Origin of the sequence: Shinella sp. H4-D48 (genome assembly GCF_022637395.1) — a bacterium.
In the GTDB taxonomy this organism is placed as follows: Bacteria; Pseudomonadota; Alphaproteobacteria; order Rhizobiales; family Rhizobiaceae; genus Shinella; species Shinella sedimenti.
Map to the genome: position 1 here is coordinate 3,306,319 of NZ_CP093337.1, position 12,359 is coordinate 3,318,677.

Sequence of the window (12,359 nt, forward strand, 5' to 3'; positions counted from 1 at the left end):
TCTGGACGATCCCCTGCAACGCCCTAATTTGCGCACCATGAGCAACAAGACCCTGACCTATCTCGTCTTCATCGTCGTCGTTCTCGGCGGCGGCCTTCTCATCGGCGCCAACAACGTGCCCGGCGAATGGTATCAATCCCTCGCCAAGCCGTCGTTCAACCCGCCCAACTGGGTCTTCGCGCCGGTCTGGAGCATCCTCTACGTCATCATCGGCGTGGTCGGGGCGCGGACATGGCTTTCCTTCCGCGGTACGATGGCGATGCGGCTGTGGTTTGCCCAGCTCATCCTGAACTTCGCCTGGTCGCCGCTGTTCTTCGGCTGGCGCGATCCCTCCTCCGCGCTCATCGTCATTCTCGGCCTGCTGGTCGCCGTCATCGGCTTCATGGTCGCCTCCTGGCGGCAGGATCGCACGGCATCCCTGCTCTTCGTGCCCTACCTCGCCTGGGTCGCCTTCGCGACGGCACTCAACACCGCAATCGTCATGCTGAACTGACATGCGTCCCATCATGACGCTTGCAGTGCAGCATCGGCCATGCAAACCTCCGCCTGTCCCGCTTTCGGCCGGCGCGCCGGCAACCGTGTGAGTATCATGACAGGCTTTCCTCCGTCGGGTTTCGCCGACCGCATCGCCAGGAGTTTCGAACGTCAGGCCGCCATGCGCCTGATCGGCGCGGAACTTACCCGCGTTTCCCACGGCACGGTGGAAATCGAGCTTCCCTTCGACGAGAAACTGACGCAGCAGCACGGCTTCCTGCATGCCGGCATCATTTCCGCCGCGCTCGACACGGCCTGCGGGTATGCCGCCTATTCCGTCATCGACCCCGATGCCTCGATCCTCACCATCGAATTCAAGGTCAACCTGATGTCGCCGGGACGCGGAGAGCGCTTCCTGTTCCGCGGCGAGGTCACCAAGCCCGGCTCCAACATCATCGTCGCCGACGGGCGCGGCTACGCCGTGTCCGACGGCCCGGCTAAGCTCATCGCCTCCATGACAGGCACCATGATGGTGGTGCGCGGGCGCGAGGACGTCGCGGGATGAGCGTCACTCTCAAGTCGGTCGGCAATCATCGTGTTCTCTATGTCATGGCCGTGGATGCCGAATACGGCCCGCATCTGAAATCGCGCATCACGCCGCTTTTGACCGGTGTCGGCCCCGTCGAGGCCGCCGTGCAGCTGACGCTGGCGCTCGGCCATCTCGAGGCCGAGGCTCGCCTGCCCGATTTCGTCGTCTCTCTCGGCTCGGCCGGCTCGGCCACGCTGGAACAGACCGGCATCTACCAGGCGACCTCGGTTTCCTATCGCGACATGGATGCCTCGGCCATCGGCTTCACCAAGGGTGCCACGCCCTTTCTCGCGCTGCCGGCGGAAGTGGCGCTTCCCGCGCGCATTCCCGGCATTGCCGAGGCACGGCTTTCCACCGGCGCCAATATCGTCTCGGGCGCGGCCTATGCGGCCATCGACGCCGATATGGTGGAGATGGAAACCTATGCGTCGCTGCGCGCCTGCCAGGCCTTCGGCGTAAGGCTCATCGGCCTGCGCGGCATTTCCGACGGCAAGACCGAACTCAGCCATATCGGCGACTGGACGCAGTATCTCGGCGTCATCGACGAAAAGCTCGCGGCGGCGGTCGACCGGCTGGAAGCGTCGTTGCGCGACGGTACGATCGTGCTGAAAGGCTGAAAATCCGGCCTGTCCCCGGTTGCGTGTCGCACGGATATTCATTAAAGGCTCGCCATGACCCAGACAGCCCATCCCGACAGCGTTCTCATCATCGATTTCGGCAGCCAGGTGACCCAGCTCATCGGGCGGCGCGTGCGCGAAGCAGGCGTCTATTGCGAGATCATCCCCTTCCAGTCGGCGGAAGAAGCCTTCCACCGCATGAAGCCGAAGGCGATCATCTTTTCCGGCGGCCCCGCCTCTGTTCTCGATCAGGGCAGCCCGCGCGCGCCGCAGGTGGTTTTCGATTCCGGTCTGCCGATCCTCGGCATCTGCTACGGCCAGCAGACGCTGAGCCTGCAGCTCGGCGGCACCGTCGAAGGCGGCCATGCCCGCGAGTTCGGCCGCGCCGATGTGGAGATCCTCAAGCCCAGCCCGCTTTTCGAAGGCTTCTGGGACGTCGGCAAGAAATATCCGGTCTGGATGAGCCACGGCGACCGCGTCACCGAGGCGCCTGAAGGCTTCGAGGTCATCGGCACCTCGGAAAACGCGCCCTTCGCCATCTGCGTCAACGAGGCGAAGCGCTACTACACGACGATGTTCCACCCGGAAGTGGTGCACACGCCCGACGGCGCCAAGCTGCTGTCGAACTTCGTGCACAAAATCGCCGGCATCAAGGGCGACTGGTCGATGTCGGCCTATCGCGCCCGCGCCGTGGAAGCGATCCGCGAGCAGGTCGGCGACAAGCGCGTCATCTGCGCGCTGTCGGGCGGCGTCGACAGTTCCGTTGCGGCGCTGCTCATCCATGAGGCCGTCGGCGCACAACTCACCTGCATCCTCGTCGACCACGGCCTGATGCGCAAGAACGAGGCGGCCGACGTCGTCGCCATGTTCCGCGAACACTACAACCTGCACCTCATCCACGTGGACGCCGTCGACCGCTTCGTCGGCGAGCTGGAAGGCGTTTCGGATCCCGAGACCAAGCGCAAGATCATCGGCCGCCTGTTCATCGAGGTCTTCGAGGAAGAAGCCGGCAAGCTCGGCGGCGCGGAGTTCCTCGCGCAGGGCACGCTCTATCCCGACGTCATCGAAAGCGTCTCGTTTACCGGCGGCCCCTCGGTCACGATCAAGTCGCACCACAATGTCGGTGGCCTGCCCGAGCGCATGAACATGAAGCTCGTGGAGCCGCTGCGCGAGCTCTTCAAGGACGAGGTGCGCGTGCTCGGCCGCGAGCTCGGCCTGCCCGAGAGCTTCATCGGCCGCCACCCGTTCCCGGGTCCGGGCCTTGCCATCCGCTGCCCGGGCGGCATCACCCGCGACAAGCTGGAGATTCTCCGCGAAGCCGATGCGATCTATCTCGACGAAATCCGCAAGGCCGGCCTCTACGACAAGATCTGGCAGGCCTTCGCCGTGCTGCTGCCGGTCCAGACCGTCGGCGTCATGGGCGACGGTCGCACCTACGAATTCGTCTGCGCACTGCGCGCCGTCACCTCCGTCGACGGCATGACCGCCGACTTCTACCACTACGACATGAACTTCCTCGGCCGTGCGGCAACCCGCATCATCAACGAAGTCCGCGGCATCAACCGCGTCGTCTACGACGTCACGTCGAAGCCGCCGGGCACGATCGAGTGGGAATGATGGTTTTGTCCCGGCGATAGTCTCCCATCGCCGGGACAAACTTTATCGGGCCATGGCTTGGCAGCTCATGCGCCCACGACAGCCCTGTTCTGCCGCCTCAGGAAAATGATCTGTGCCGCCAGGCCGATGATCAGGACGGCCAGCAGCGTCGCCTGCGCGCCGAGCAGCAGCGGCGAATCCAGATCGGGCGCCAGCGGATGTCCATCCGGAACCCGGCGCAGGATCTCGGTGATCGTCGGCAGCATCAGAAGAAATGCGCTTAAGGTGAGACAGATGGTCTCGACATATCGTTCAAGACGCGTGCGGCCGAACAGGCACTCTGCACAGTAACCTGCGGCCAGAAACAGGATCGTCGCCCCTGCAATGCCGTAGCTCACGGGCTGGCGCGCAACGAGGAACGCCGTCGTCGCACCGATCAGCATGGACACGAGATAGATCATGCCCGCGCCCGAGCGCGGAACGATGCGGCCGTGCCGGGCGAACATATAGACCGCCACGGGAATAGCCGGCAGGCTGCCGAGTGTGTGGACCCAGCCGAGAGGTGAAATTCCGAACATCAAACTGTCCTTTACTTGAGGATGAAAGGTTAGCTATCTACTAGTTGGTAGGTGATCGGCGTAAGCGCTGTGTCGTTGAAATTTGCAGGTCTAGGCGGCGATGCGCTCCAGGAGGGAGCGCGCCACTATGCCGAATGCAGCAGGCTCGCCATAGGCACGCGCCGAAAGCATCGCACCATGCACGGCCGCCATGAACAGCTCCGCATTATCGTCAGGCGTTCCGCTCAGTGTAAAGCGGCCTTGCGCGGCGCCGCGCTCCAGCACGCAGGCGAGCCAGCCGGAAAGATGCCGGAAATGACCGCGCACTTCCAGCGCCACTTCCTCCGGTAGCACCTGCATTTCCGTGGCGAGCAGCGCACAGACGCAGAAGGGATGGGACGCGTCGGCGATACAGGTCTCCCAATAGCCGAGATAGGCCTCGATCTGCGCACGCGGATCGGCGACGGCCTGTTCCAGGTCCGCCATGCCCTGCCGCGCCTCCTCGCGATATTGCGCGACGACCGCCCGCACGAGATCGGCCTTTGCCGGAAAGTGATGGTGGATGCTGGCCTTGCGGATGCCGACCACCGCAGCGATATCGGCGTAACTGAAACCGTTGTAGCCTCCTCGCACAAGGAGTGTGCGAGCGCAGCGAAGAATATCGTTGGCGGTAGAAGGAAGATTGCTCATGCCGTTTACCTACCAACTAGTAGGTCGAAAAGCAAGCCAATTCCTTTTCAGTACGATCAGGCCGTCGTTAAAAGCCGAAGGACTGCTGCGCCGGCGCGGGCGGCGCGAAGGAAATGCCCTCCAGCGCCAGCATCTTCAGCTTGGAGGACGAGCCGCCCGGCGCGGAAAAGCCGCCGACCTTACCGCCTGCGGCAAGCACCCGATGGCAGGGAATGATGAGCGCGACAGGGTTCTTGGCCATCGCCTGGCCGACCTCGCGCGCCATTTCCGGGCCTGCGCCGATATCGCGGGCTATCGTGCCATATGTCGTCGTTGCGCCCCACGGCACCCGGCGCGCGGCATCGTACACCGTGAGGAAGAAATCACTCTGGTCCGAGAGGTCGAGCGCGACACCGCTGAAATCGACCGCCTCGCCCGCGAAATAGCGTTTCACCGCATCTACAGCGCGGGCGACATCCGGCGGCGGCGGCCCGGCCTGCGCCTCGGGCAAGCGGCGCGTCAGCAGGCGGCGTGTCGTTTCCGCGTCCTCGCCGGGCAGCTGGAAGCGCACGATGCCGGCCGCGGTCCAGGCGATGCCGCAGGGGCCGCCCTGCGTTTCGAAGATCAGGTATCGGATATCGCCGGGCATGATCGGCTCCTTTCCCGTTTCGCCCAAGATCGGGCTTTGGCCCGCCGCTTTCAACCCGATTCTTGCCGGGGCTTGCGCGATGCGCCGTCCCTTCGCATAACCGGGCGAAACGAAGCAGCGAGGGCATGACGTGGAACGGACAGAGATCATCATCGGCGGCGATACGGCCGGCATCGAATGGCGCTTGCCGGTGTTCCGCTTCAAGGGCAGCGATGCCACGGCGCCGTCGGTCTATATCCAGGCCGCTCTCCACGCCAACGAACTGCCCGGCGTGGCGCTTTCGCATTTCCTCCTCGAAAGATTACGCAAGGCGGATACCGAGGGCGCCATACGCGGCGACATCACCGTCATCCCGCAGGCCAACCCGATCGGGCTTGCCCAGTCCCATTTCGGCGAGATGGAAGGCCGGTTCGACCTGGGCTCGCGCACCAACTTCAACCGGGATTTTCCGCTCGTGGCGCTCGCCGAGCGCGACACGCTGATCGACGGCATGGACCGCCGCAGCGCCGTCGACCGGCTGAAGCGCACGCTGCTCCACACCGCACTCGGTCACGACCTCGTGCTCGACCTGCATTGCGACGACGAATCCCTGCAATATGCCTATATCGACGATGCCTTCTGGCCGGAGGCGGCCGATCTCGCATCAGCACTCGACATGCAGGCGATCTTCCTCTCCGACGGCGAAAGCACCGCCTTCGAGGAAGCCGTCGGCCACGCCTTCAAGCGCCAGGGCGGCGACAAGCTGAAGTCCGTGCCCGGGCGCCTCGCCGTGACGTTGGAGCTGCGCGGCCGCCGCGACGTCTATGCCGATATAACCCAGCGCGATGCCGAGGGCCTGTGGGCCTTCCTTGCAGGCCGCGGCGTGGTCGCCGATCCCGCACTGACCGTGCGCCCCTATACCGGCCCGGCCGTGCCGCTCGACAATATCGAGATGGTGAAGGCGCCCGAGCCGGGCACCATCCTCTTCCACCGCGATATCGGCGAGACGGTCAAGGCGGGCGACATCCTCGCGACCCTGATCACCCGCCCGGGCGACCCCGATGGCACGGTCGACGTGGCCGCGCGCCATAACGGCCTGATCGCCACCCGCAGCTCCGCGCGTTATGCGCGGCGCGGCGACGACCTCATGAAGATCGCCGGCCACGAGCCGACAGGGCGCGACCGCAAGCCCGGCACGCTGGAGGATTGACGCCGGGACAAAAATCTTCCGGCGGGCGGCATAATCTCCTCTCGCATTCGCATTGTCAGGGGCAATATATAACGGGGGCGGGCTTGCCGCCCGCGGGATGAGCCGAATGCATCATGTTTGACACCCTCGCCGTCTACTGGCCGCATATCCTCGTCGCACTGTCCATCGCGCTGGGCGTTCCGGCCGCGATCCACGCGACCATGACGAAGGAGGAGGTGCGCGCCGCCATCGGCTGGGTCGGCGTCATCGTGCTTTCGCCCGTCGTCGGAGCTGTCATCTACTACGTCGTCGGGGTGAACCGCATCCGCCGCAAGACGCTCAGTCTCAGCCGGGAGGGTTTGCTTGCCTCCGGCTGGGAACACCGCGCCGAATATGACGTGTCCAACGAGCATGTGCAGGTTGCCTTCGGCGGAGCGCTCGCCGCCATGCAGCGGCTGGGCGATACGGTCGGCCGCTTCCGGCTGACCTCGGGCAACCGCATTGGCCTCCTGTCGAGCGGCGACGAGGCCTATGCCGCCATGCTGGCCGCCATCGACGCCGCCGAACGCTCCATTTTGCTCGAAACCTACATTTTCGACCGGGACGATGCCGGCGGGCGTTTCGTGGCGGCGCTGGCCGATGCGGTGGAGCGCGGTGTTGAGGTGCGAGTGCTGATCGATGCCGTCGGCGCGCGCTATTCCATTCCCTCCGTCGTGTCGGAACTGAAGCGGGCGAACGTGCCGGTCGACGTGTTCAACGGCAATATCGTCATGGGTCTCCGGCTGCCCTATGCGAACCTGCGCACCCACCGCAAGATCCTCATCGTCGATGGCAGCGTCGCCTTTACCGGCGGGCTCAACATCCGCGCCGGCTTCTGCACGGAATTCGCCGGCGCCGCGGCGGCGCTCGATACGCATTTCCGGGTCACCGGCCCCGTGGTGGGCGATCTCTTCCGCCTTGCCTACGAGGACTGGCGCTTTTCCGGCGGCGACGAGCTTTCCGGCGAGGCCTGGCATATCGCCCCGCCGCCGGATGCGCCGGGCAGCGGCATGCTGGCCCGCGTCGTGCCGTCAGGGCCGGACAAGAGCCTCGAAACCAACCATCGCGTTCTGATGGGTGCGGTCTCCGTCGCCAAGAAGCACATCCGCATCATGTCGCCTTACTTCCTGCCCGACCGCGAACTCATCAGCGCCATTCTCACGGCCGCGCGGCGCGGAGTCAGGATCGATATCGTCGTGCCCTATTCCAACAACCTGAAACTGGTCGATCTCGCGATGAGCGCCCAGTTCGACCAGATGCTCAAGCACGGCTGCCGCATCTGGCGCGCTGCCGGCGTGTTCAACCATTCCAAGCTCACGGTCGTCGATGACGCCTGGACCTATATCGGCTCGTCTAACATCGACCCGCGCTCGCTCCGGCTGAATTTCGAGGTGGATATCGAGGTGGTGGATGCCGGCTTCGCCGGCCTTATCGGCGAGCGCATCGACACCGCCCTTGCCGGTGCCCACGAGGTGACCCTGGAGGAACTCAGGTCGCGGCCCTTCGTCCAGCGCCTCGTCGAACACATTACCTGGCTTGGCTCGCCGTATCTGTGAGGTCCACAGCCCGGCTCGACACCGCTTCCAGATCGATATGCGCCTTGATCGGCAGGTGATCGGAGGCGATCCGCGCCAGCGGCGTGTCGTGCACCTCGACGGAGGTCACGAGATCGTGCGGATGGCCAAGCGCACGGTCGAGCGCCAGCACCGGAAAACGCGAGGGAAAGCTCGGCACCGCACCCGAAGCCGGGTCGAAGGTCGGCTGGAGGCGGGCGAGCGAGGAACGCCGGCCCACGCGCCATTCGTTGAGATCGCCAACAAGCAGCGTCGGCATGACCTCTTCCTCGGCCACCGAGGCGAGGATCGCCATGGCCTGCTGCTCGCGCGAGCGCTTGAGCAGGCCGAAATGCGCGGCGACGAGCCGGAGTTTTCCGCGCGGCAGGTCGAGCGTCACGACGAGCGCGCCGCGCGGTTCCACGCCCGGCAGCTTCAGTTGCCGGACGGCACCGACCGCACCCTTGCGGATCATGATCATGTTGCCGTGCCAGCCATGGCCGGACGACGAGAGCGCGGTGATCGGCACCGGAACCAGCCCGCAGTCGCGCTCCAGCGCCTCGAGGTTCAGCAGGCCCGAGCGCTCACCAAAGCGCTTGTCGGCTTCCTGCACAGCAATCACGTCCGCGTCGATCTCGGCAATCACGCTCGCCGTGCGTTCGGGATCGAAGCGCCGGTCGACGCCGACGCATTTGTGCACATTGTAGGAGGCGATCACCGTGTCACCCGGGCGATTGCTTTCCGGCGGTCGATAACCGCGGCGATTGCGGATGGCCGTCAGCAATGTGGCGGATGTCGTCCTGCTGTTTCTATCCAATGCACCTTCCTCGTGGCACCCATGCATCATATGGGCGCGCGCGCCTTTCCGGCAACCACCCGGCCGCTGGAAGGTTCCGGAAAAATCACGGCAGCGGGCTCACCTGCATCTTCGGGCTGTCGAGCAGGATGGTCGAGCGCAGCGTCTTGATCTCACCCATGCGCTCGAATTCGCTCCACAGCAGCCGGCGGTAATCCCCGGCGTCCTTCACCGCGATTTTCAGCAGGAAATCGAAGCTTCCGGCGACCGTATGGCACTCCACGACCTCGGGCATGCGCCGCACGAGATCGATGAACCGTTCGCCGACACGCGGGCCGGTGCGCTCGAGCGACACTTCCAGGAAGGCCTGGAAGCCGATGCCGGCGGCACGCGGATCGACAATCACCGTGTGGCGGATGACCCCGCTCGCCTCCAGCCGCGCAAGCCGGCGTGACAGGGGTGCAGGCGACAGGCCGACCTTTTCGGCGAGCTGGTTGTTGGAGAGACCCGCGTCCTCCACGAGCAGGCGGATGATGCGCCGATCCGTCTGGTCCAGCACGACCTCATCGGCAATTTTCCTGTCCATGTCAGTCCCACCAGCAAAAACTCGCATCAATCTAGCGGATTTGCGCAAGAAGACAAAAGCCTGTTGCGCAATCTCCGCAAAATCATGGTCGATTTTGCGGGAGGTTTCCCCTACACCACCGATATTCCCATCCAGACAGGATCTCTTGATATGTTCGACGCCCTCGCCCGCCAGCCCGATGATCCGCTGCTTGCGCTGATCGGCCTTTTCCGCGCGGATGCACGCGCCGGCAAGGTGGATCTGGGCGTCGGCGTCTATCGCGACGAGACGGGCGCAACCCCGATCTTTCGCGCCGTTAAAGCCGCAGAACGCCGCCTCGTCGAGACGCAATCGAGCAAGGCCTATGTCGGCCCCGAAGGCGATCCCGTCTTTCTCGATCATCTCTGGGCGCTGACGACGCGCGAGGCCGGCAAGGGCCGGGCGACCGCCGGCCTCCAGACGCCCGGCGGTTCCGGTGCGCTGCGTCTCGCCGCAGATCTCATGGCGCATATGGGCACGAAGCGCGTCTGGCTCGGCCTGCCGAGCTGGCCGAACCATGCCGCGATCTTCAAGGTCGCCGGGCTCGAAGTCGTCGGCTATCCCTTCTTCGATATCCCTTCGCAGACCGTGCTGTTCGATCGCATGATGGAGGCGCTTTCGGGCGCGTCTGCCGGAGATGCGGTGCTTCTGCATGCCAGCTGCCACAACCCGACCGGGGCCAATCTCACCGACGACCAGTGGCGCGCCGTCTCCGATCTCATCGCCGCGCGCGGCCTGCTGCCGCTCGTCGATATCGCCTATCAGGGTTACGGCCGCGGGCTGGACGAGGATGCCGCGGGCCTGCGCACGCTGCTTTCGGCCGTTCCCGAGGCGCTGGTCGCCGTCTCCTGCTCGAAGTCCTTCGGCCTTTACCGCGAGCGCACCGGCGCGATCTACGCGGCCTGCGGCAATGCCGAAACGGCGCTCTCCGTGCGCAGCAACCTCGCCTCGCTTGCCCGCACCAGCTATTCCATGCCGCCGGACCACGGCGCGGCCGTGGTCGCCACCATTCTTGGCGATGCGGCACTCAAGGCCGACTGGATGGCGGAACTGGAAACCATGCGTCAGCGCATCACATCGATCCGCGAACGCCTCGCCGCCGGCCTTTCCGCCCGATGGCAGGTGCTGACGGCGATCCGCGCCCAGGAAGGCATGTTCTCGCTGCTGCCGCTCGAGGAAGCCGATGTCATGAAGTTGCGCGCCGAACACGCCATCTACATGCCCGCCTCCGGCCGCATCAACATTGCCGGCCTCAAGTCGGCCGAAGTCGATACCGTCATCGAAAAATTCCTGAGCCTCTGAGGGTCCCATGACGACCGAGACCATGACCTCGCCGGAACGGCACTCCGTCTATGAGGATGTGATCGCCATCCTCATCGGCACGATGTTCGTGGCGCTCGGCGTGGTGATCTACACCAAGGCCGTTTTGCTCACCGGCAGCACGTCGGGTCTGGCGCTTCTGCTGCAATATGCGACGGGCATCGGTTTCTGGTGGCTGTTCTTCCTCATCAACCTGCCGTTCTACGTGCTGGCGGTGAAGAAGCTCGGCTGGGCCTTCACGCTGCGCACCTTCGCGGCCGTCACGCTCGTCTCGATCCTCAGCCGGCTGACCTCCGAACTCGTCGGCTTCTCCCATCTCGATCCGCTCTATGCGGCCGTCATGGGCGGGGCGCTGGCCGGCACAGGCCTGCTCATCCTGTTCCGGCACCGCACGGGGCTCGGCGGCATCAATGTTCTCGCCATCTACCTACAGGACCGTTTCGGCCTGCGCGCCGGCTATTTCCAGCTTGCCGTCGACCTCGCGATCCTCGCCGCCGCCTGGTTCGTCATCCCGGCCGACCGGCTTGCGCTGTCGCTGATCGGCGCCGTCATCGTCAACATGACGCTTGCCATCAACCATCGTCCCGGCCGCTATCTGGGCGTGACGTGATCGCGTTCGCACCTTAAGAAGGCGAAAACGACAGAAGGAGGCATGCGTGACCGTCACCATCTACGGCATCAAGAACTGCGACACGATGAAGAAGGCCCGCACCTGGCTGGACGCCAAGGGCATCGCCTACCGGTTCCACGACTACAAGGCCGAGGGCATCGACGCTGAGAGCCTGAAGCGCTGGGTGGAAACGCTCGGCTGGGAAACTGTGCTCAACCGCTCCGGCACCACCTTCCGCGCCCTGCCGGATGCCGACAAGCAGGACCTCGATGCCGGCAAGGCCATTGCCCTGATGCTCGCCCAGCCCTCGATGATCAAGCGCCCGATCCTCGATCGCGACGGCGCGCTGACCGCCGGCTTCAAGCCGGAGATCTACGACACCCTGTTCTAAACGTCAGTCGTCGGAGTAGCGCTCCTCGGCCCAGGGATCGCCGCGCATGTGATAGCCGTTGCGCTCCCAGAAGCCCGCCTGGTCGCCGGGCAGGAAGTCGATGCGCGTCAGCCACTTGGCACTTTTCCAGAAATAGAGATGCGGCACGACGAGCCGCATCGGACCGCCATGCTCGACGGTGAGCGGCTGGCCCTCCCAATGGGTGGCGAGGATGGCATCCTCGGCGGCGAAATCGGCAAGCGGCAGGTTGGTCGTGTAGCCGTCATAGCTCGTCAGCATCACGAAATGCGCCTCCGGCCGCGGCATGACGAGCGCCAGCAGATCGCGCGTGGCGACACCCTGCCAGCGGTTGTCGTATCGCGACCAGGTGGTCACGCAATGGATGTCGGTGAGCCGGTCGCTCTGCGGCAGGGCGAGGAAGGCCGCCCAGTCGAAGGACATCGGGTTTTCCGCCCCGCCCTTCACGTCCAGCCGCCAGCTTTCAGGCCGGATCACCGGCTGCTGGCCGAGATCGAGCACCGGCCAGTTCTTCACGAGATGCTGGCCGGGCGGCAGGCGGTCGGTTTCGGGCCGCGTGATGCGCCCGGTGAGGAACCGGCCCTCGTCCGCCCATTGGCGTTTGGTGCGGGTGAGCTTGCTCTCGTCGTCGTCGCTCATGGCGCTCTCCTGTTGTCCGTCCGAAAGTTGGGAATGCGCAGCACACTGTCAAGATGACGCGGTGCGACGG

The 12,359-nt window shown here is 65.0% G+C and carries 15 protein-coding genes; 9 read left to right on the plus strand and 6 right to left on the minus strand.

All coding sequences use genetic code 11. From position 1 onward, the window contains the following. Positions 1-37 precede the first annotated feature (37 nt). From MNR02_RS16290 to guaA, 4 genes are all read left to right on the plus strand, one after another. A complete protein-coding gene (locus tag MNR02_RS16290) occupies positions 38-493 on the plus strand; it encodes a TspO/MBR family protein (RefSeq protein WP_241947517.1) in 456 nt (151 codons plus the stop codon). Between the two features lie 96 nt (positions 494-589). Further along, complete coding sequence (locus MNR02_RS16295; protein WP_241599633.1) at positions 590-1,039, plus strand: PaaI family thioesterase; 450 nt, start codon at positions 590-592, stop codon at positions 1,037-1,039. Further along, positions 1,036-1,680 (plus strand): 5'-methylthioadenosine/S-adenosylhomocysteine nucleosidase, encoded by a 645-nt coding sequence (locus tag MNR02_RS16300; protein ID WP_241947518.1) that lies wholly within the window; start codon positions 1,036-1,038, stop codon positions 1,678-1,680. The genes MNR02_RS16295 and MNR02_RS16300 overlap by 4 nt, the downstream gene beginning before the upstream one ends. 54 nt (positions 1,681-1,734) lie before the next feature. Beyond that, on the plus strand, positions 1,735-3,297 hold the full coding sequence (gene guaA / locus MNR02_RS16305) for a glutamine-hydrolyzing GMP synthase (protein ID WP_241947519.1): 1,563 nt from the start codon (positions 1,735-1,737) through the stop codon (positions 3,295-3,297). A 65-nt stretch (positions 3,298-3,362) separates the two neighbouring features. Here the strand turns inward: guaA and MNR02_RS16310 are convergent, their stop codons facing one another. The 3 genes from MNR02_RS16310 to MNR02_RS16320 all read right to left on the minus strand — a co-directional run bounded on the left by MNR02_RS16310 (position 3,363) and on the right by MNR02_RS16320 (position 5,151). Then, positions 3,363-3,854 carry a hypothetical protein gene (locus MNR02_RS16310; protein WP_241947520.1) on the minus strand — a complete coding sequence of 164 codons (492 nt, stop codon included), beginning with the start codon at positions 3,852-3,854 and terminating at the stop codon, positions 3,363-3,365. Positions 3,855-3,944: 90 nt separating this feature from the next. Continuing rightward, positions 3,945-4,523: a TetR/AcrR family transcriptional regulator gene (locus MNR02_RS16315; RefSeq protein WP_241599618.1), complete on the minus strand. Its 579-nt coding sequence runs from the start codon at positions 4,521-4,523 to the stop codon at positions 3,945-3,947. Between the two features lie 67 nt (positions 4,524-4,590). Further along, positions 4,591-5,151, minus strand: coding sequence for a methylated-DNA--[protein]-cysteine S-methyltransferase (locus MNR02_RS16320; protein ID WP_241947521.1), 561 nt, complete (start codon positions 5,149-5,151; stop codon positions 4,591-4,593). A 130-nt stretch (positions 5,152-5,281) separates the two neighbouring features. On the opposite strand from MNR02_RS16320, the gene MNR02_RS16325 reads away from it, so the two are divergent. After that, positions 5,282-6,340, plus strand: a complete 1,059-nt coding sequence (locus MNR02_RS16325) for a succinylglutamate desuccinylase/aspartoacylase family protein (protein WP_241947522.1) — start codon at positions 5,282-5,284, stop codon at positions 6,338-6,340. 113 nt (positions 6,341-6,453) lie between these two features. Beyond that, the gene (locus MNR02_RS16330; protein ID WP_241947523.1) at positions 6,454-7,914 is read left to right on the plus strand and encodes a phospholipase D-like domain-containing protein; all 1,461 of its coding nucleotides are present in this window, start codon (positions 6,454-6,456) and stop codon (positions 7,912-7,914) included. On the opposite strand, the gene MNR02_RS16335 is transcribed toward MNR02_RS16330, so the two are convergent. Further along, entirely contained in the window at positions 7,886-8,728 is an 843-nt protein-coding gene (locus MNR02_RS16335; protein ID WP_370879919.1) for an endonuclease/exonuclease/phosphatase family protein, read from the minus strand. The genes MNR02_RS16330 and MNR02_RS16335 overlap by 29 nt on opposite strands. Before the next feature lie 85 nt (positions 8,729-8,813). Next, positions 8,814-9,293, minus strand: a complete 480-nt coding sequence (locus MNR02_RS16340) for an Lrp/AsnC family transcriptional regulator (RefSeq protein WP_241947524.1) — start codon at positions 9,291-9,293, stop codon at positions 8,814-8,816. 150 nt (positions 9,294-9,443) lie between these two features. Here MNR02_RS16340 and MNR02_RS16345 point away from each other — a divergent pair, with 150 nt between their 5' ends. From MNR02_RS16345 to MNR02_RS16355, 3 genes are read left to right on the plus strand one after another with little or no spacing between them, the layout of a single operon-like run. Then, the gene (locus MNR02_RS16345; RefSeq protein WP_241947525.1) at positions 9,444-10,613 is read left to right on the plus strand and encodes an amino acid aminotransferase; all 1,170 of its coding nucleotides are present in this window, start codon (positions 9,444-9,446) and stop codon (positions 10,611-10,613) included. Between the two features lie 7 nt (positions 10,614-10,620). Further along, a complete protein-coding gene (locus MNR02_RS16350) occupies positions 10,621-11,241 on the plus strand; it encodes a YitT family protein (protein WP_241599606.1) in 621 nt (206 codons plus the stop codon). A gap of 46 nt (positions 11,242-11,287) precedes the next feature. Next, positions 11,288-11,632: an ArsC family reductase gene (locus tag MNR02_RS16355; protein WP_241947526.1), complete on the plus strand. Its 345-nt coding sequence runs from the start codon at positions 11,288-11,290 to the stop codon at positions 11,630-11,632. A gap of 3 nt (positions 11,633-11,635) precedes the next feature. Here MNR02_RS16355 and MNR02_RS16360 read toward each other — a convergent pair whose 3' ends face one another. After that, positions 11,636-12,289, minus strand: coding sequence for a sulfite oxidase-like oxidoreductase (locus MNR02_RS16360; protein ID WP_241599602.1), 654 nt, complete (start codon positions 12,287-12,289; stop codon positions 11,636-11,638). Positions 12,290-12,359: the final 70 nt, after the last annotated feature.